Raw genomic sequence first — 20,816 nt, 5'->3', positions numbered from 1 at the left:
GATACGCGGAAACACTAGCGTCCAGCGAGAGTGCACCATCACCCAGCAATCACGCCTGTCTTGCCGCGTCTCCGAGGTGATCTGCTGTGGGCATTTTTTATCCTTCCAGACTCATGTACAACGGCTAAAGGCCAAACGAAGTGCCGCGCCCACTTCATCAAATGCAATATCAGAGGACACGACGACACAATCTTTTTCAGTTATCCCCTTTCCACTCCAGGCCTCCAGCTTCTCATGATGACTGGGACGTATTGTTACAAGCCCATTAACGGCATCCACTGAACAGCTTTTCATATTCTTAAATAGTGCACGCCTGGTTTTATAGCCAAATTCCGTCATTAGATTAGCTACCCACTCATTATACTGAGTGACCACGCGACCTCTAAAATCAAAAAACTCTGGATTTCCCTTCGGATCAATCATCCGGCTAACAGCCAAAGCCGCCAGAACACTCTCTCCCAACTCGCTATTCTCAGCGGTGTGCGACAGCAAAAACCTCTTCCCTTCAGGATCCGGGAGACAATTAAAATAGCCGGAGTAGGTCTCAATAAAAATAAAATCTTCATTAAACTTAGCGTAAGCCCAAGACTTATTATTCAACTGATTCATTTACTTCACCGAACTTATGATTACTTTTACGCCTTGAGATTGACCATACTTTATCGCGCGATTTATTTGAACCCACTGCACCGAATTCGTACCGCCAGGAACAGCAACACGCAACTCACGAGCAGTAATCATACTGCTATCCAAAGGAACATTACTAAGGGTGTACGTTTCAAATCTGGCCACCGCATCGATGTTACCTTTTAATGAGCTGTACACCTGAGACGGATTCCCCACCTTGGCCGCAGTCGTCGTGTCTAACGTTTTAGCGCTGATGGCTGTACCCGTTGACGGGTCATAAAAATCGAACGTTTTGAAGTTAGGTGGTAGCCGGGAACCGGCAGGCAGTTCAGAGGCCAGATAATTCTCCCAAGGCATGCCTTGCCCTTGAATCCCCTTACCCCACTCAATTCCCGTTTTGGCACGGTCTAAAGTTCCCGCTGTGCCTTTTACACCTGTACCGAGAATCGAACTGCCCAATCCCCATACATTCAGTAAACCTTCTATACCGGAGACGACCCGCTCGGTAGTCGCAGGGGCTTCTTCCGTAACCAGGTTCACACCGCCCGCAGCGGTATAGGCTTGGCACCCTATACCAATCACACCTGACCCGCCACAACCGGCCGTGTAAAGCTCATTGGAAACGCCTAGAAGCCGAGCCTTTGCGGCAGCCTCAATCACCTCATTTTCAACTTGCCATCCTATCGCCTGCATGAAAGTAGCAGGCTGCAGAACCCACTCTTCTCCCTGATCCGTCGTAATCGTTTTGTCGGTAGCCACACAGTAGCCATTTGGTGAAGTGCCGCAGACGATCACATCTCCCGGGGTGGTAGTGACAACGGAAGCCCGGGTGAAATCGTTATCCTCCGAAAGCTGCTCCTCTTTAAGAACGCTGAAACCCTTCGCGATAAGTTTCGAAATGTCACTGGACAACCCATCGCAATAACTCGATGAAGCCCCTGAACACAACTGCGCGTACTTTCTCTGCAACTCCTTCAGGGAAAGTCTTTCTATGTCGCTCAGATGATTGTTCTCGACAGCATTTTTCGCTGTCCCGGCTCCAAGCGCGGCGTCAAAGGCGCTGCCCCCGGCAAGCGCGCCGGACATGCCGCCAGCCAGCGTTGATAGAGCCGCGACTATTTGCTTTTCCGACTCGGTCAGTTGGTCTGCAGACTTATCCGGATAGAGCAGACGCGCGACCACTTCACCGGCACTGGCTCCAGCAGCACCGGCCAACGCCGAACCACCTTGTATTTTCGCCAGAACGGCTCCGAGTACGGCATGCGCCATCAGGTTGGCTGCGTCGTCTCCTTCCGTCAGCTGTTTAACGGCTTGTGCCAGATAAGGTGCTGCACCTCCGCCAATGGCAGCAGCGATGTTTCCACTCAGGATGCCCTGGACGATCCCCGCAACCGCTTGGCTGGCTTTCTGGAAGCTGCTGCCTATACCGTAATCGCGTTGAACTTGTTGGCTGATTTCCTCAGGGGTAGGGTTGGCCACTCCGCTACTGTTCAGTTTGTCGCGCGCCGCCTTGTAGGCCTCACTATCGGGATTCTCGGCCTCCTCCATCTTCGATGCGGCAATTGCGTCGCCAATGCCTTTCACCAATTCAATCGAGCTTTTCACCAACTCGATGCGCTCTTTCATGCCATCTTCGTCAGGCTTGTCGAGTCGCTCGTTAGCATTTTCCGTATCTCGGTTCAGACCGACGAGGTCTTGAGCGCCCTCAGGGTTGCGAACAATGATCGTGCCTTCGCTGACAGCGCTACGGGTGTGGCTTTTATCCGACTCGTTGAGGGAGATGCCGTACAGTCCGCCCACCGACCCGTATGCTCCAGCACCACCGTAACCGCCCGAGTAGCTGATGCCGGCGGACTGAGCATCGATTTCACTGACGTTCTTGATGTCGCGAGTAATGAGCCGGTCGGTTATGAGGATGTTTTTATCCGGCGTGGCATCGCTGGCGATCAACCCACCTTCAAGCGTTGTGGTTTTGCCGACATCGACCATGTAACCACCCGCTCCCGCGAATAAACCGGTCTGATCGGTAACAGCCTTATAGTCACTGTTCATATTGCCTGCGGCCAAGTTACCTGAAGCCGTAACAGGTGCGCCGTAGCAGATAGGTGGAATGCAAATGCTGGCTCCGAAACCGCCACTGCCTTGATTGTTTTTCTGGGTTTCGGTGTCCTGACGGGAAATGATGTTGAGATTGCCGTCGATCAGCGCTTTGATGGTATCGGCGCGAACCTGTGCGCCTGCCAGTGTCGTATCACCGCCGCTATGAATCACTAACGAGTCGGTGTCTACCGTACTGTTGACCTGCGTGACAGAACTGCCACTCCCCATACCCTTCGCCACTTGTGCACCAAGGTCGACGGTGAAGCCGTTTTGCTGACCAATGTTGAAGCTGGCGCCGATTGCAGTTCTGTTGTTACTGTTTTGGTTGGACCAGTCGGCAGTGTTCTGCGCGCTTTCCACAATGACGTTGTTATTGGCGATCAACGAGGTAGCTGTCGCTTTGAGGCTACTGCCGATGATGTGAAGATCACCATCATTTTGTGCAGCACCACCATTGGCGATGATGGAAAGGGTACCGCCAGCGTTGACAGTGCTTTGCTTCGCAGTCTGACTGACGTAGTCACTGGTACTTTTACTATGAGTATTAGCGAGTTCGGTGCCGATCTTGATCAGAGAACCGTTGCTGCCCGTGCCACCCTGCTTGTCGGCGAATCCGGTTTTTTGATCATTCGCATCCGACGCCATACCGCCAAGGTTGTAAGCCGCCAACGCCGCCTGCGCCAATTTCACTGCCTTGAGTCGAGGATCATCTGCGCTTTTGGCAGCCTCTACTGCAGAGCGAATAGAATTGACGGTGTCGATAATTGCACCGCCAATAACACGCCCTACAGCAAGACTATTGGATTTATCGATGGTGCTTTGCTGCGACGTTTCCATACCTGCAGCGATGGTCACGTTGGAACCGCGAAGACTCATGTCCTTGGTGCTGATCAAGTCGCTGGCTACGACATTAAGGTCCCCATTCGCAATAAGGCTGACATTGCCTTTACTGGAACCAATGGTGCTGCCAGTCAGGGTCGTTTGCGACATCGTGCCGTTATGTTTCTGATTACTGATCGACAGATGCTGGTTGCCGGTGATGTCATCAATGCCAAGATTGTTCGCCGTCAACACGCCAGTCAGATCGCGATTTTTCTCCTTGTGCACTTCGGTGCGAGTGAAAGTGTTCTGCGCGGCATTAATGGTCAAATCACCACCGGCACGGACAGACAAGTCATTGGTACTGACCAGCGCAGAACCAGTGATGGTGGCGTCCCGCTTGGCATTAACGGCAATTGTGTCGCCCGAGATCAGGCTGCCCACAGCGGTAGTCTGAGTTTCAGCCAGTTGATCCTGGACTTTGCTCGACTTCAAACCGCCCCAACTACTTTTGCTTTTACTACGTTCGTGGCGCGCGCTACTGGAGTCTGTGACGGCCAGAATTTCCACGTCATTGCCGGCCTCCAAGCCGACACCTGCTTTTTCAGAGACTACATTGCTGCCCTTGATCGTCAGATCATTGCCAGCGCTCAATACGCTCTTGCCTACAGATGTGACGGAGCTGGCTACGTTGGTAACCGAACTGGTCTCATCAAGCTGGAACGTCTTCTTTGATGAAGATTTTTTGGTCTTGGAATAGAAGCTGTAATCCGAGTCCTCTGCTGATTGCAGCACAAGATTTGCGCCAGATGTGAGATAAGCTTCATTCCCGGCGCTCACCCGGCTGGCAATCAGGTCCAGGTCCTTGCCCGCTTTGAGGGTAACGTTGCCACCGGCATTGACGGTCGACGACACCTGAGTGACTTCATCATCCTGACGCGACATTCTCTTGTTGGCAGAACGCGAATGTTCTTCATCTGCTGCCGAGCTGATCAGCACGTTGCCAGTCGCTGACATTGTCACATCACGCTTCGCATCGATCTCACTAGCAATCACACTGAAGTCACGCTTGGCATCAGCCTTGAAATCACGCCCGGCATCAATATCGGCGCCCAGTTGCGTGACGCTGCTGACAGCTCCCCTCCAACCCAGCGACGCGCTGTCGTTGATCTGCACGGAGGCCACGTTGACATCACGCCCTGCGTTCAACGACATGTCCTGACCACTTTTCAGGACGCCGCCGATGACGTTGATGTCGTTGGCCGCTTTAACGGTCAGGTCGTTGGCCGCCTCAATCCGCGCTGCGTTATCGGCAAAGTCCTGATGCCGGGTGACGGTGCCGTACTTGTCGTCCATCGAGGTGATGGTCCGTTCGTTGATCACATCGCCCGTGCGCGTGGTCAGGCTGACATCGCGTCCGGCAATGATGCCGCCGGCCTTGTTAACGATGTTGTTGGTCGCCAACAGATCCAGCCGATTACCCGCCTCGACCGAACCGCTGTTGACCAGATCCTTGCCCGCCGTCGCCGACAGGTTATTTGTCGCTTTCAAGGTGCCGACGTTGTCGAGGTTTTCCCCGGCGATCAGGGTCACATCCTTACCGGCAATCAGTGCCCCGGTCGGGCCGAGGCGGCCATTCGCTTGCGCCAGATACACCACCGGCACCAGGACTTTTTCGCCATTCACTTCGTGCTCTTCGAGCCAGACGATGTCGTGGGTCAGCGCGGCGACTTGCTGCGAGGTGAGGCCGACGCCGACCGACAGGTTGAGTGCGTCCTTGCTGGCGATGGCGTTGTTCATCAGGTACTTGAACATGCCCTCGTTGGAGGTCTGGCCATCGAGGAAAGCCTGACCGGTGCGGGCGGTCACGGCTTGCTGGATCAGGCGTTGTTCATAGAGACCATCACCGAGGCGTTTGGCGCTCTGGTCGGGGTTGTAGCCGAGTTTTTCCAGCAGGTAATCCGAGCTCATGAACGACTTGAGGTCGGTGAGTACCGGGTTGGTTTCGATCAGGTATTTGTGAGGGTTGGACGGTGCCTTGGTGTCCGGCAGGCCGGTAACGCGGGTGACCGGACGGGTGTCATCGCCAGTGCTTGAGGTTCGATGGAACGTATCGACCGCACGAGTGCTGTCGGAAACCTGAGCCGGGGCGTCAACAAACAGATTGCGCGGGCCGCCACTGGTGGCGACGGCCAAATGATCCTGAGCGCTGATCGCTTCATTGCCCACCGTCCAGGTCGGCGCTGGCCCGTTGCCGGACGCTGCAGTGCTGCCCTGCCCGCTCAAACGGAACAAGCCGTTTTCACCGGTGGGCAGGGAGAAGCCTGGCAGGCTCAGCGGATTGACTTGCTGCTGGGCGAGGTCTGGCGGCAGTTGGCTGTTGATCCGCACAACGACAGTGTCACTGTTACCGACCTTGGTATCAGCGACTTTATTGGTGCCACCGGTTGAGCCGTAATCCTCGTGGATGACGGCGTTTACCACCTCCTTGGTGGCGTTGATCGAGACGTTGCCAGCGGCCTGAATGACCGCGTTGCGACCGGTCGCGGCACCGGGCAGCCCCGCACTGGTGCTTTCCGTTTCAACCGCCAGGCCTTTCTGGTATTGCGCCAGTTCGCTCGGCAATGCCAGCAGGTTATCGGGGTCGTACTGCGACGGAGTCGAGGTTTCGAAACCGGCGCTGAATCCAGACATCGCTCGGCCATATTTGCGACTGCCGACGTTTTCACCGGTTTCGTCGTCGGTGATGACAATGCCGCCGCCCACTGTCGTGGCTGTGGCTTTGCGGATCAATCCTTGCGGCGCGATCACGTAATACACAGAAGGGAAATCGGGATTGTTGCGCTGGTTATAGGGCATCACGACTTCGGCCATGAACTTTGCCGTGCTGCCAGTCCCCATTTCAAAGTTGTACTGGCGCGTAACGTCGATAACTCCGCTTTTGGCGCCAATGTTCTTCAGGGAGTCAGCAGTGACGGTGATGTTGCCACCCGCCGCCACAGTACTTTTGCTGTTGAGGAACGTGCCGCCCTGGAAAACAAAATCCTTGCCGATGTTAAGCACGGCGGAAGCGCTGGTATCACTGTCGACAAATTGATACGTCTCGCGCGTGGCGAGGAAATTGTTGAACGTGCCGCCAACACAGTCACCGCACGTAGCCGCGATAAACCCCGATATCAGCTTGCGCTCGACCGACGCCGACGGGCCTTCCGTACGGTTCTCGAACACATCAGCGTTCAGCGTGAAATCCTTCACGCTCTCCATCGAACCGGAAATGTTGTAGACCCCGGCAGCCCGCGCCGCGCCGCCATATCCACCGATCAGCACATTGCCCAGACCGTAGAAATCGCCGTGCTGGTTGGTCAGCGTGCTGACGCCGAGTGTCATGTTGTTGCCGCTGAAAATCAGCCCGCGATCGTTGAGCAATGTGGGCGTGTTGATGAACAGGTTCTGCGCCGCCCCGAGGCTGCCGTAGTTGGCAACGCTGCCGGCGTTGACGGTCAGGTCTTCGCTAGAGGAAATGCGTGCCGAGTTGATCAGTTGCCCACCGACGCTGATGGTCGACGTCGCACCAGCGGCAAAACTGCCGCCCGCACCGAGGTTCATTTGTGCAGCGGAGAGATAAGTGCCGCGCTGACTGCTCAGGCGACCGCTACCCGCATAGGTTCCGCCCAACTGCATATCGATGGAGCCATCACTGGCAATCAAGCCGTTGTTGGTCCAGTTGCCGCCACGGGCCTGCAAAGACTCCGAAGCCAGCAGTTTGCCGCTGGCGCTCTGGCTGAATTCGCGCACGTTCACGTTCAGGCGACCGGCCTGAATCGCGCTGGTGTTGTTCCAGCTATCGGCATTGAGTTCCAGCAGGCCGCCGGTGACGATGCTGCCTCCCGCGCCCAGCACATTGGCCGTGGAGATATCGAACTTGCCGCGCCCAACGTGGTTGAGTTGCCCGCCGCTGTTGAGGAAGCTGCCGACCGCCAAGGTCAAGTCCGTGTTAGCGGTTTCCAGTACGCCATTGCGGTTGTCGAGCAAACCTGCAATCTGAAATGCGGTTTTTCCGGTGGTGCCCAGCGAACGCAGGCGCCCGTTCTGGTTATCGAGCGTTCCCGCTTTGACGCTCAGTTGTGTGTCGCTTTCGATGACGCCCGCGCCATTGCTTAGCGCACCACTGAGGCTGAAATCGATGCGCTCGGCGGCAATCTGTCCGCCGCTGTTGTCGAGGCTTGCGCCGGTGACGCCCAACAGTTTTTTCGCGTAAAGCACGCCACTGCCGTTAGTCAGCGCAGCCGTGGTGATGCTGCTGTCTGCCGCTTGCGCCGAGATCCGCCCGCCGTTGTTGTTCAGCCCCGCCAATGCCGACAGCGTCAGGCTCTGCGCCTGAATGATGCCACCCTGACGGTTGTTGTTCAGGTCGAAACCGTTGCGCAGGACGCCAACCGTGCGCGCCTCCAAGGCTCCTTTGATGCTGGAAAGCGTGCCGCCACGGTTATCGATGTTGGCGGCTGTGATCAGCACATCGCCGTTCTGGGCGATGACTTTGCCGCTCTGATTATCGAAGTCGCCGCTGATCTCAAGGGTCAGACCGCTGTCGCTCTGGATCGAGCCTCTGCCGTTGAGCAGCCTGGCCGCGTGCATTTGCACATCGGCATTCTTGCTGTAGATCAGGCCATCGGCCTGGTTGCTGACGGCGCCCGTGGCGGTGATCAGCAACTGGTCATTGGCGGCGACGGTGCCCTTGTTGCTGTTGTCCAGCGAACCTGTGTGCAGGTCCAGATTTTTCTGGCTGGCGAGCTGACCGTTCTGGTTGTGCAGATCGGTCACGCCCTTGATCAGCAGCGGGCCGGCAGCCGCGAGTTTACCCGCGTTGTTGTTCAGCTCACCGCTCAGGTTGAGGGTGATCGCATCGTTGCTGGCGATCTGTCCGCCGCTGTTGTCGAGGCTTGAAGCCGTGGCATTGATGATCTGCTGCGCATTGATAGCGCCGTCGATATTGCTGAACGCGGTGCTGACGATATCCAGCGCCGCACCGCTCGCAATCAGGCCGCCCTGATTGTTATTAAGCGCACCGGCCAGCATCAGGGTCTGCCCTGCTCCACTGCTGAGGTTGCCCTTGTCGCTGTTATCGAGACTGCCGGCGTTGATGCTCAGATTGCCCTGTGCGACCACCGCGCCCGCGCCGCCGTTGAGCAGCTTGCCGCTGAGATCAACGCTGACATCGGCGTATTTGCTCGACAGCGTACCGCCGTCGCGGTTGTCGAGGCTGTTGCCGTTCACCGCCAGCGCTTGCCAGCCGGACAGCAGGCCTTTCTGGTTGATCAGATCCGTGCCGCGCACCAGCAGTTTTTCACCGCTGATGATTTTGCCGGCGCTGTTGTCTATCGCTCGGGCGATGAGGTCAAAACCGAGGTTGCTGGAGACTTCGCCGTTCTGATTGCTCAGGTCACGCAGACGTTTGAAGGTCAGCGGGCCTTTGGCGGTGAGCAGACCGTTCTGGTTGTCGAAGTCGCCATTGGCCAGATCCACCGTGACCGATTTTTCACCCAGCAGTCGTCCGCCGTTCTGCGTCAGCGAGGTCAGTGTCAGGTCAATGTCACCGTTGGCGGAAACTTCGCCCCCGTTGCTCGAGTCGAGCCCCGTCGCAGTCAGCGTCAGATTGCCCTTGCTGTTGATCAAGCCTTTGCCGTCGTTGCGCAACTGGTCGTCGACGTTCAGCTCAAGATCACCACGGCTGATCAAGCTGCCGCCGCTGTTGTTCACATTCCCCGCGCGGGCATCGATGGCTGCCGCGCCAATCATGCCTTTGACGTTGTCCAGTGCCGCCGCGATGCGCAGGGTGAGGCCTTGATTACTCAAAAGCTTGCCGCTGCCGTTATCCAGATTTTGCGCGGTCAGTGTGAACGCTTCCGCGCTGGAGATCGTGCCGCCCTGGTTGTTGACGCCGTTGAGTTGCTTGAGCAGCAGCGCGCCGGGGGTGTTGATCGAACCACCGTTGTTCAGTTGACCATGATTCAGATCCAGGCTCAGGCGCGTGTTGCTGAACAGCTTGCCGCCCTGTTGATCAAGCCCTTTGACCGACGCCGTCAGCGTGCCCTGACTGCCGATACTGCCAGCACCATTGTTGGTGACTTGCCCGGCGACGAGGTCCAGGGTGTCGGCACTGCTGAGCAAGCCCTCGCTGTTATCGAATGCGCCGGTGGTGACAGTGACCGCACCTTTACCGCTGAGCGTGCCCTGCTGACGGTTGTCGAGGCTGCCGCTATCAATGACGAGCGCACCGTCGGTGACAATCTTGCCGCCCAGGTTATCGAGGCCACCACGGCTAACGAGGTTCAAATCAGCGGCACTGGAGAAGATGCCCAGATTATTTATCAGCTGCGCGGCGTTGACTGTCAGCGTCGCTTCACTGCTGACTTTGCCCTGAGCGTTGTCGAAAGCATCGTCGACGGTCAACTGCATGGCTTGCTGGCTGCGCAATTCCCCGCCGTTGTTGGCCAGCGTGCGCCCGTGCAGCGTGAACCGCGTGGCCGCATCGATCAGCCCCTTGTTGCGGTTGAACAGTTGATCAACCGTCAGCGTCGCTGACTTGCTGGCGAAAACCTTGCCGCCGTCGCTGTTGTCGAGTTTTTTGCCGGTGAGCAGCAGGTCGCTGTTGGTGCTGATTTCGCCACCGCGATTATCCAGCTCAGCGACCGTCAGGGTCATGGCGCTGGTCGACCCGAGCAGGCCATTCTGACGGTTATCGAGTTGATCGGCGTTGAGTTTGAGCACGCCGGTGGCGATCAACTTGCCTTTCTGGTTGTTGACGTTTTGCGCCTGAACGCTGACATCCGACTTGCCGACGAGGTTGCCGCTGCGGTTGTCCAGAGACTTGGCGGTGAGCGTGAGCTGGCCGTCGGCAATCACCGTACCGAGCTGGTTATCCAGGGTCTGGTCGGCAGTCAGCTGCAACGCGCTGCGACCGCTGATCAAGCCTGCCTGGTTGAACAGTGTGCCGGCGGAAACGCTTGTTGCACCTTTGGCGGTGAGCGCACCTTTGTCGCGGTTGTCGAGCAAGCCATCGACGCGCACCGTCAGCCCGCTATCGCTGATCAATGAACCGGCATCGCGGTTATCGAGACTGGCCACTTTGAGATTGACCATCGCACCCGAACCGAGCACGCCGCCACGGTTGTCCAGCGCAGCGCTGAGATCGATGTTCAGGCCCAGATCGCCGAGCATCCGGCCGTTGCGGTTGTCCAGAGCCCCACCGCCGATGGCAATGGTTTTGGCGTTGAGCGTACCGTTCAGGTTGTTCAGGGTGGCGGCGTTGACCGTCAGATTGCGGCTGGCGAGCAAGCTCTTGCCGGCGTTGTCCAGATGCTGAGCGGTCAGGCTCAGATCGCCGCTGGCATTGCGGCTGCCGTCGGCGTTGACGCCGGCTTCGATGGTGCCGGCGTTCGTCAGTCGACCACCAGCGCTGAGGCTGATGCTGTCGCGGGCGGCGAGGGTCTGGCGGTTGGTCAGGTTGCCTTGAGTCTGCACATTGAGCGCGGTGCCTGCATAGATCGCGCTTTGGGTATCGAGGCTGGCAGCCTTGACGTTGACGGCGCCAGTGGCCGAGGTTTCTGCGAGGCTCAACTGGCCATTGGCGTCGAGCTGAATATCGCCGCCACTGGCAATCAGTTTGCCGTCGAGTTTCACCCCGACCCCAGCCTCGGTGCCGACCAGTTTGATCGCGCCGGCGTACATGCCGCCCAGCGCCGAGGAGTCGATGGCCAGTTGCGGCTTGCTGCTGCCGTCATCGGCGCGCGCGGTGGCATTCAGGGTTTGTGCGTTGACGTCGTTGCGACCGGCGACAATTGTCAGGCTCTGTGCCTGAATCTCGGCGTTGATCTTTGCGCTGCGGGTGATGATTTCGAAGCGGTCGACGTTGGTCGCGTTAAGGCCCGCGCCTTCGATGGCCACCGAGCCCTGATCGACCTGAAAACGATCCAGCCGACCGTTGTCGAGCACCGGTTTACCAGTGGTCAACGTCACACGCGGCGAGTTGATGAAACCGCAGCCATTACAGGTAATGCCATACGGGTTAGCAACGATCACCCGCGCCGACTGCCCCGCCACTTCGGTGTAACCGCGCAACTGGCTCGGGTTGCCACTGATGACTTCGTTGAGAATCGCCTGCGCCGAGCCGCTGTTCTTAAGGTTCGGGTTGTCGATGATGTGGCCGCCCAGCTGGGTCAGATTATTCTGCGTCGAGCCGTTGTTGAGGATCAGCCCCTGCGCGCCGACGTTGTAATCGTGAAACTGGTTATGCGACAGCCCGCTGGCGTTGGGCGTGGCGATATTGATGATCGGCACGCCATTGCCGGCGCGATCCAGCGAGGTATTGGGGTTAGCCACCACAATGCCGTCGGCCTGCGCCCACATCGGTTGCCAGAACATGACGTTCGCCAGCAGGAACGCCAGGCCGCGCTTGGGCATGCCGAGGAAGAGTTCGCGGTTTTTTTCGGCAGCAGCAGGCTGGCTGGCCAGAGGGGCCAGTTGACGGATGTCCATTTCAGAATCTCGGGGCGGGCGGTATTAGAGGAAGAAATCCAGGCGGAAATAGATCGGTGCTTCACGCTCGGCCAGCGCATCCGGGCGTTCCAGGGAATGAGCAAACGTCACCCCGGCGGACAGGTATTTGCCACGGGCGAACAGGTCCAGCGAGTTGCTCGACATACGCCCGTGCTGATCGCCGTTGTAGCGGCCGTTCTGGATAACACCCTGGTCGTAACCGAGGCTGGTGCCGTATTCGGAGAACACCGGTTGCAGCCATTCGATGGTCACCGGGCGCGACCAGCGCAGATCGTTGCGCCAGTAACCACCGCTGTCGCCCGACAGCGACTGATCCTTGTAACCACGAATCGACGACGAGCCACCAAGGCTGGTGCGTTGCGGGCTGAACAACACATCTTCACTGCGCTGGCCGGTCATCAGGCTGCTGAAGCTGAACGACTCGCCCCACAACTTGAACGGCTGCAGGTAGCTCAGGGTGGCGGTGTATTTGCGGTAGCGTGCATTTGGCTCACCCGGGCCCGGATCGTGACTGCCCTGCGCGTCGAAGGCGCCAATGCCTTCTTGCATACCCGCGTCAAAGTTGACGAAGGCACTGCCGATCCGACGACCGTGGTTGAAGCCGAACTGCGCTTCGCTGATGCGGTTGCTGCTCAGCTTGAGTTTGCTGTCTTCGATGAAGTTGTTGGTGCGCAGATACGACAGACCCGCGCTGAGCGAGGTCTTGCTGACGGCATCGCGGTGGATCACCCGCTCGGCGCGCAACTGATGGTTTTCGCTGTCGCCGGTCTGTTTGAAGTTGTAGAGGTTGGCGGCGATTTGCGAGCGGTATTCGCTCTGGCTGTAGGTGTAGCTGAACGTCCACCAGCCCCACGGCAAACTGTAATTGAGCATGGCGTTACGGGAGGTGTGCTGATGGTCAGTCATCGCATCGTGACCGCCACGCAGGCTCAACTGATCGGCCAGGCCAAGCGGGCTGTCCCAGTCAAACGTGGTGCCCCACTGTTGCTCGCCGGTGCTGCGCTGGCCGTCGTTGTTGCGTGACAGCCCGACTCGCCATGGCTTCTGGGGGGTGTTGTTGACCAGCACTGCACTGCCGCCGACATTCTGCCCGGGCGCCAGCTCCATTTTTGCCTGATTGGATGGCAGACGATTGAGCTGATCGACCATCTGCTCGATCTCGCGCAGATTGACCAGGTCACCGGTTTTGCCGGGGAAAGCCATGGCCAGTTCGCGCTCCGAGAGCTGGCTGTTTTCCGCGCCTTTCATGCCTTCAAGTTTGCCTTCGACCACCAGCACTTGCAGATGCCCGGTGGACAGATCCTGCTGTGGCAGGTAGGCGCGGCTGGTGACCAGGCCTTTCTCGATGTAGTGATCGGTGATGACTTTGAGCAGCTCGTTGAGCTGCGGCACACCGAGGCATTCACCGATATAGGGTTTGAGCAGACGAGTCTTGTCGCGCTCGGAAAGACTGTCGGCCCCTTTGAGTTCGATGTCTTTGATCGGGAAACAGCGGGTATCGGTGGGGGCTGCCGGTTGCGCAGGCTTGGCGTCCTTGCCGGGCAGATCCTTGAGTTCTTCGAGGCGCCGCTGCTGCTCTTCGAGCAGGCGGTTCTGGCGATCACGGATGAGGTCGGTGTCGCCGGGTGTAGGGGCGGCAACGGCAATCTGGAGTGGAGACAGGCACAGCAACGCTACGCACAACCTCGCCACGAGGGCGGGTGAGGACATGTTCGATCCCTCGATACGAAAGTGACATCAAAATAGTGGCGCGATATTAGATGGCCATCATTTTGACGTCAAACTATCGTTTAAACCTTTTGTCGGGTTTGTATCAAGAATTGAACAAACGGGGCCGTTGCAGCCCCGCGATGCTTCTGACTCGCTTACCCGCGAATACGGTGCTCATCAAAGGCATAATCTTCCTGGCAATCCGCCGAAGGACCTTTCTCCACATTGACGTAATGCACCGTGTCAGCATCAGTAAGCTTGTAGGTGTAAACATCAGGCGCAGCGACGCCATTGGTTCTCAGCACACTCTTGCCATTGGTAGCTGTCCAGGTGCCATGCTCGGTTTGCACCTTCTGTGTCTGCTTGGCGTCGCGGAAAAAGGTTATGGAGAAAGTACCGTCGGCGTTGAACTGGTTTTTCCAGGACATGAACTGGCATTTGCCGTTTTCGTCGCGCTGACCTTTCCATGAACCGACCAGCGATGGGTCAACGACCGGCTTATTAGTGGCGCAGCCAGACAATGTGGCGGCCAGAATGATAAGTGCCAGGGAGAGATTCCGTTTCACAGAGTATTTCCTTTTTTTCGATAAATTCAGTGCGCTGTGCGTGCCGACTCAACTCTTTACGAGCGTGCGCTGCCGGGGCTGAGTAACGTCATAAACATGCTGTTCGCAATGCTCACCGCTGAACTGGAACTCCACCTGGTAGACCTTGCCACGCTCGGGAGTGAAAACAGTGGTCAGCGGCCCACAGGTATAAATCCCCCCCGTAACCCGGCTGTTCGAATACCCCGAAATTTCAAAGGGCTTGTCGGCATCCGCTTGTGCCTCCACTTGTGGGAAGCGCTTGACCGTGGCGCTGTTGGCCACTTCATTGAGCTTGGCGATCCAGCCGAAAACATGGCCCCGACCTGAATCGACGACGGTGCCAAGCACCTCCATGCGACGGTCAGGGTCATCCGCACGCCGGATGGAAAACTCCACCGGATTGGTGCCACCCGTGGCCTTCATGATGACCTTGGCGTGCTGGTCATCCGTGGCAACGGTGTTCTGGCCCAACTGAACACCGTCTTTGAGCAGGCTCGGGGAGGAATCCCGAACAGTGGAATGGCAGCCTACAAGCGTGAAAATCACAGCCAGAGGCAGTAATGCGCGTTTATTCACGGACGAAGTTTCTCGATTAAGGACTGGCGCCAAGGATGACATCAGAATAGCGGCGCGATATTAGTTGGCCATCATTTTGACGTCAAACCTTTGTTCGTCAGTGCTCAACACCCAGTCGCGTCGCGACGTCATCGGGTGCAAGCAGGCGACCATCGGCCGAGGTCAACGCCAGCTTGCGAATCGGCTGACGATCCTTTGCATCAACCATCACCGACCCCGGCTCACCCGGCGCGTACATGAATTCACCGCCCCACTGCGACAGCGCGACGATCACGGTCTGCAAGGCTTTGCCGCGCTCAGTCAGCACGTATTCCTTATAAGCGCCGCCGTCGGCGGCTGGCAGCGCTTGCAAAATCCCCTGCTCCACCAGACCTTTGAGGCGCGCGCTGAGCATGTTCTTGGCGATATCCAAACTCTTTTGAAAGTCATTGAAACGCCGAATCCCGTCCAGCGCATCACGAATGATCAACAACGACCACCAGTCACCGATCAGATCCAGCGTGCGGGCAACCGGGCAGGCATTGCCCTGCAGACTTTTGCGTTTCACGTAAACGTACTCCTTCGATTCAGTGGGCGGCCGGGCGGCCTTGAGTTGCATCATACAACTCTGGCGCGGATCCACGACCGAGCCGACCTAAAACCAGCACCTGCATACAAGTAGCCGGATCGCTTTGCGTTGATAGTGAATGTCGCCATTTCGGCATCACTCGCGATCCCTGACGCAGGAGTTTCCATGAGCACCTTCACCACGCAAGACGGTACCGAGATTTACTACAAGGATTGGGGCAGCGGTAAACCTGTGCTGTTCAGCCACGGCTGGCCGCTGGATGCCGACATGTGGGAATACCAGATGGAATACCTGAGCAGCCGTGGCTATCGCACCATTGCCTTTGATCGTCGCGGTTTCGGCCGTTCCGATCAGCCGTGGACCGGATATGACTACGACACCTTCGCCGATGACATCGCGCAGCTGATCAACCATTTGGACCTGCGTGACGTGACGCTGGTGGGCTTTTCCATGGGCGGCGGCGACGTCAGCCGCTACATCGCCCGGCATGGCAGCGAGCGCGTTGCCGGTCTGGTGTTGTTGGGCGCGGTGACACCGCTGTTCGGCAAGAAAGCCGACTTCCCGCAAGGCGTCGACACCTCGGTGTTCGACGGGATCAAGGCCGGCCTGCTGAAGGATCGCGCGCAGTTCATTGCCGATTTCGCCGCGCCGTTCTATGGCACCAATCAAGGCCAGAAAGTCTCCGACGGCGTGCTCACGCAAACGTTGAATATCGCTCTGATGGCCTCGCTCAAAGGCACCGTGGATTGCGTCACAGCGTTCTCGGAAACCGACTTCCGCCCGGACATGGCCAAGATCGACGTGCCGACGCTGGTAATTCATGGTGACGGCGACCAGATCGTGCCGTTCGAAACCACCGGCAAACAAGCGGCCGCGCAAATCAAAGGCGCCGAGTTGAAGGTGTACGCCGGTGCGCCGCACGGCTTTGCGGTGACCCATGCACAGGCATTGAATGAGGATTTGCTAGCGTTTCTCAAACGCTGAAAATTCGAAATTAAAAAGTCCGTCGGCATCGGTTTGACGGACTTTTTTGTTACCCTCGTTCCATGACCCCTTCCGACCTCAACGCAATGGACGAAGACATCTCTGTGCAAGCCGCCGATTGGTGTATGCGTCTGCACGATGACAATTGTCCGCCGGCTGTACGCCAGGATTTCCAGCGCTGGATACAGCGCGACTCGCGCCACGCTTTCGAATACGCAAAAATGCTCGAAATCTGGGATCTCAGCGGCCAATTGCCGGATGAGCCCGAGACGGCGAAAAAACTCCTCACCGGTCACGGGGCGGCGACTGGAAGCAAGCGTGAAATTTAGCGACCCGGTTTGCCCCCGCCCTTGCCGCCTCCAGCGCTGAAGCCCGCATTTTTAAAGGCTTTCGCCCCTCTGCATCAGAATTTTATCTTCACATCCCAGCTTAATAATATTTTACCGATATCCCCCCTCTCCCTAGTCTGACCTCAAGCAAAACGGACAAGCCAACAGCGGCCCGAATCCCACTGCCTTGCTAGGAAGGATGTAGAGATGACCCCTGAAATAATAAAAACAGACACGCTGATCGTGGGTGCCGGCCAAGCGGGCGTGGCGATGAGCGAGCACCTGAGCAAACTCGGCGTGCCGCATCTGGTGCTGGAGCGCAATCGCATTGCCGAACGCTGGCGCACCGGGCGCTGGGACTCGCTTGTGGCCAACGGCCCGGCGTGGCACGACCGCTTCCCGGGCCTGGAATTCGATGACGTCGATCCCGACGGTTTCGCCCCGAAAGAACGTGTAGCTGACTACTTCGAAGCTTACGCAAAGAAATTCAATGCACCGATCCGTACCGGCGTTGAAGTCAAAAGCGTGGTGCGCAATGTCGGTCGCCCGGGCTTCACTGTCGAGACGTCCGAAGGTGTGATCGAAGCCAGCCGCGTCGTCGCCGCGACTGGCCCGTTCCAGAAACCGGTGATCCCGGCGATTGCCCCGCAAAACCAACGTCTGCTGCAAATCCATTCCGCTGACTACCGTAACCCGCAGCAATTGCCGGCAGGCGCGGTATTGGTGGTGGGCGCAGGTTCCTCCGGTGTGCAGATTGCCGATGAATTGCAACGTTCCGGCAAGCAGGTTTACCTGTCGGTTGGCGCCCACGACCGCCCACCGCGCGCCTATCGCAATCGTGATTTCTGCTGGTGGCTGGGCGTGCTCGGCGAGTGGGACCAAGCGGCGATGAAACCCGGTCGTGAGCACGTGACCATCGCAGTCAGCGGCGCACATGGCGGTCGCACCATCGATTTCCGTGGTCTGGCCCATCGCGGCATGACCCTGGTCGGCGTCACCGAATCGTTCAATAACGGCGTGGTGACGTTCAAGCAGGACCTGGTCGGCAACCTCACTCGCGGCGACGAGAATTATCTGGCGTTGCTGGATGCCGCCGATGCCTACATCGAGCGCAACGGCCTCGATCTGCCGGAAGAACCAGAAGCGCGCGAAACCTATCCCGACCCCGAGTGCGTGAAAAATCCGCTGGCCGATCTGGATCTGGCCAAGGCTGGCGTCACCGCGATCATCTGGGCCACCGGATTTGCCGTGGATTACTCGTGGTTGCAGGTCGCAGCGTTCGATGACAAGGGCAAGCCTGTGCATCAGCGCGGCGTGTCGAGTGAGCCGGGGGTGTATTTCCTCGGTCTGCCGTGGCAGTCGCGCCGTGGTTCGTCGTTTATCTGGGGCGTTTGGCACGACGCCAAACATGTCGCCGACCACATCGCCACCCAGCGCAAGTACCTCGACTACCGCGATGCCGAACAGCGCGAGGCCGAGTTGCACCAGAACAGCCACAGCAAAGCCGCCGACACCGTCGACGCTTGACAGCCCTTTACGCCCCGGCGCCGATTGCGCCGGGGCGCACCATCTTCAGGAGTTTCACATGAGTCAGCCCACCCACACTCGCATCCGCATGTTCAACACCAAAGACACCTACCCCAACCAGACACTGGACAACGACTTGTGCCAGGCCGTGCGTGCCGGTAACACCGTGTATGTCCGTGGTCAGGTCGGTACGGATTTCGACGGCAATCTGATCGGTCTTGGCGATCCGCGCGCTCAGGCCGAACAAGCGATGCGCAACGTCAAGCAACTGCTCGAAGAAGCCGGCAGCGACATGAGCCACATCGTCAAAACCACCACTTACCTGATCGACCCGCGTTATCGCGAAGCGGTGTATGGCGAAGTCGGCAAATGGCTCAAGGGTGTGTTCCCGATTTCAACCGGACTGGTGGTGTCGGCGCTGGGGCAGCCGCAGTGGTTGATGGAGATTGATGTGATTGCGGTGATTCCTGAGTAAGGCATCACACCGAGTCGCGGCCTTCGCGAGCAGGCTCACTCCTACATTTGAAATGCGTTCCCCTGTAGGAGTGAGCCTGCTCGCGAAGAGGCCAGTCCAGACACACAAGGAGTTCAATAGATGACCTTTTCAATCGCAGCCCGCTGCGCCGAAACCGGCCAGTTCGGTGTCGCCATCAGTTCCTCCAGCATCGCCGTCGGCGCCCGTTGCCCGTGGCTGCTGCCGGGTGTTGGCGCGGTGTCGAGCCAGAACATCACCCTGCCGTCTCTCGGCCCGGAAGTCCTCGCGCTGATGGAGCAAGGTTTGGCGCCGGACGATGCGCTGGATAAAGTCCTCACGCGCAACGGCTACAGCCAGTACCGCCAGATCACCGCGATCAACCACCTCGGCCAGACCGCACATTTCAGCGGTGCGCAAACCCTCGGTGTGCACAACGCCGTCAGCGGCGAACAGTGCGTCGCCGCCGGCAACATGCTTGCCGGGCGTTCGGTGATCGAAGCCATGGTCAGCGCCTTCGAGGACGGCGAAGGTCAACTCGCTGATCGTCTGCTCAAAGCCCTGCACGCCGCACAAGCGCTCGGTGGCGAAGCCGGCCCGGTGCACTCCGCCGCTGTTGTGGTGGTCGGCGAGCAGACCTGGCCGATCGTCAACCTGCGCGTCGACTGGGCTGATGAAGACCCGATCGGTCAGTTGCAAAAACTCTGGAACGCTTACGAGCCTCAGCTTCAGGACTACATCGACCGCGCCCTCGATCCGGCCAAGGCGCCGGGCTATGGTGTGGCCGGTGATGACCGATGAACAGCGTCGAGTTGCTCAAGGCGCTGGTGGCGTTCGATACCACCAGCCGTGAATCCAACCTGCAACTGATCGAATTCGTCCGCGATTACCTCGCAAGCTTCGACGTACCCTGCGTGCTGATCTACAACGATGAGCGCAGCAAAGCCAACCTGTTCGCCACGATCGGCCCGGTGGATCAACCGGGCATTGTGCTGTCCGGGCACACCGATGTGGTGCCGGTCGATGGCCAGCCGTGGACGCTGCCGCCGTTCGAACTGACCGAGCGCGACGGCAAAGTGTTCGGCCGTGGCACGGCGGACATGAAGGGCTACATCGCCTGTGTGCTCGCACTGGTGCCGTCACTGGTTAAAACGCCGCTGCGCATGCCGGTGCACATTGCTTTGTCCTATGACGAAGAAGCCGGCTGCCTCGGCGTGCGTTCGTTGCTCAAGGTTTTGCAGCAACGCCCAATCAAACCGTTGCTGTGCATCATCGGCGAACCGACCGAACTGAAACCGGTGCTCGGCCACAAGGGCAAACTGGCGATGCGCTGCGATGTGCAGGGCCATCCGTGCCATTCGGCCTATGCGCCGCTCGGGGTCAACGCGATTGAATACGCCGCCGAACTGATCGGCGAACTGGGTCGTCTCGGTCAGCAACTGAGAGCGCCGGAGCATCACGATGCGCGCTTCGACCCGCCCTACAGCACGGTGCAGACCGGTGTGATCAGCGGCGGCAAGGCCTTGAACATCGTGCCGGCCGATTGCCGTTTCGATTTCGAAATCCGCGCCCTGCCCTCGCAGGATCCGGCGCTCGTTGCCGAAGCGCTGCAAGCCTACGCCGAACGCGAAGTGCTGCCACGTATGCGCGCGGTCAGTGCGCAGAGTGATATTCGCTTCAGCGCCTTATCGGCGTATCCGGGGCTGGTCACCGATGCGCAAAGCCAGGCCGCCGAGTTGATCTCTGCGTTCTGCGGTTCAACGGATTTCGGCACCGTGGCCTTCGGCACTGAAGGCGGGTTGTTTGATGCGGTGGGCATTCCCACGGTGGTCTGCGGTCCAGGCAGCATGGATCAGGGTCACAAGCCCGATGAGTTTGTCAGCCTCGATCAGTTGCAGGCGTGCGATCAGATGCTTCAGCGCATGCTTGCGTTTATCAGTGATTGAACCCCGGCCCGACCG

Annotated in this window: 12 protein-coding genes; 6 read left to right on the top strand and 6 right to left on the bottom strand. The window is 58.4% G+C overall.

Annotated elements, in window-relative coordinates:
* Positions 1-111 precede the first annotated feature (111 nt).
* The 6 genes from CLU80_RS25590 to CLU80_RS25565 form a co-directional block, all read right to left on the bottom strand.
* Positions 112-609, bottom strand: coding sequence for a contact-dependent growth inhibition system immunity protein (locus CLU80_RS25590; protein WP_099758749.1), 498 nt, complete (start codon positions 607-609; stop codon positions 112-114).
* Positions 610-12,081: a two-partner secretion domain-containing protein gene (locus CLU80_RS25585; RefSeq protein ID WP_099758748.1), complete on the bottom strand. Its 11,472-nt coding sequence runs from the start codon at positions 12,079-12,081 to the stop codon at positions 610-612.
* 24 nt (positions 12,082-12,105) lie between these two features.
* On the bottom strand, positions 12,106-13,812 hold the full coding sequence (locus CLU80_RS25580) for a ShlB/FhaC/HecB family hemolysin secretion/activation protein (protein WP_099758747.1): 1,707 nt from the start codon (positions 13,810-13,812) through the stop codon (positions 12,106-12,108).
* Positions 13,813-13,967: 155 nt separating this feature from the next.
* Complete coding sequence (locus CLU80_RS25575) at positions 13,968-14,378, bottom strand: lipocalin-like domain-containing protein (protein ID WP_095050056.1); 411 nt, start codon at positions 14,376-14,378, stop codon at positions 13,968-13,970.
* Positions 14,379-14,426: 48 nt separating this feature from the next.
* Positions 14,427-14,975, bottom strand: coding sequence for a hypothetical protein (locus CLU80_RS25570; RefSeq protein WP_095050131.1), 549 nt, complete (start codon positions 14,973-14,975; stop codon positions 14,427-14,429).
* A 97-nt stretch (positions 14,976-15,072) separates the two neighbouring features.
* The gene (locus tag CLU80_RS25565; protein WP_099759412.1) at positions 15,073-15,522 is read right to left on the bottom strand and encodes a winged helix-turn-helix transcriptional regulator; all 450 of its coding nucleotides are present in this window, start codon (positions 15,520-15,522) and stop codon (positions 15,073-15,075) included.
* A 186-nt stretch (positions 15,523-15,708) separates the two neighbouring features.
* Between CLU80_RS25565 and CLU80_RS25560 the strand changes: the two genes are divergently transcribed.
* The 6 genes from CLU80_RS25560 to argE all read left to right on the top strand — a co-directional run bounded on the left by CLU80_RS25560 (position 15,709) and on the right by argE (position 20,801).
* Entirely contained in the window at positions 15,709-16,527 is an 819-nt protein-coding gene (locus CLU80_RS25560) for an alpha/beta fold hydrolase (protein ID WP_099758746.1), read from the top strand.
* A 62-nt stretch (positions 16,528-16,589) separates the two neighbouring features.
* Positions 16,590-16,856 carry a FecR/PupR family sigma factor regulator gene (locus tag CLU80_RS25555; protein WP_099758745.1) on the top strand — a complete coding sequence of 89 codons (267 nt, stop codon included), beginning with the start codon at positions 16,590-16,592 and terminating at the stop codon, positions 16,854-16,856.
* Between the two features lie 207 nt (positions 16,857-17,063).
* On the top strand, positions 17,064-18,383 hold the full coding sequence (locus CLU80_RS25550; RefSeq protein WP_099758744.1) for a flavin-containing monooxygenase: 1,320 nt from the start codon (positions 17,064-17,066) through the stop codon (positions 18,381-18,383).
* Positions 18,384-18,441: 58 nt separating this feature from the next.
* Entirely contained in the window at positions 18,442-18,858 is a 417-nt protein-coding gene (locus tag CLU80_RS25545; protein WP_099758743.1) for a RidA family protein, read from the top strand.
* Positions 18,859-18,978: 120 nt separating this feature from the next.
* Positions 18,979-19,656 carry a DUF1028 domain-containing protein gene (locus tag CLU80_RS25535; RefSeq protein ID WP_099758741.1) on the top strand — a complete coding sequence of 226 codons (678 nt, stop codon included), beginning with the start codon at positions 18,979-18,981 and terminating at the stop codon, positions 19,654-19,656.
* A complete protein-coding gene (gene argE, locus CLU80_RS25530; protein WP_099758740.1) occupies positions 19,653-20,801 on the top strand; it encodes an acetylornithine deacetylase in 1,149 nt (382 codons plus the stop codon). The genes CLU80_RS25535 and argE overlap by 4 nt, the downstream gene beginning before the upstream one ends.
* Positions 20,802-20,816 lie beyond the last annotated feature (15 nt).

This window comes from Pseudomonas sp. 29 (assembly GCF_002754355.1).
GTDB lineage: Bacteria > Pseudomonadota > Gammaproteobacteria > Pseudomonadales > Pseudomonadaceae > Aquipseudomonas > Aquipseudomonas neuropathica.
Note: the sequence above shows the minus strand (reverse complement) of the source record. Positions and strands in the feature narration are given on the sequence as shown.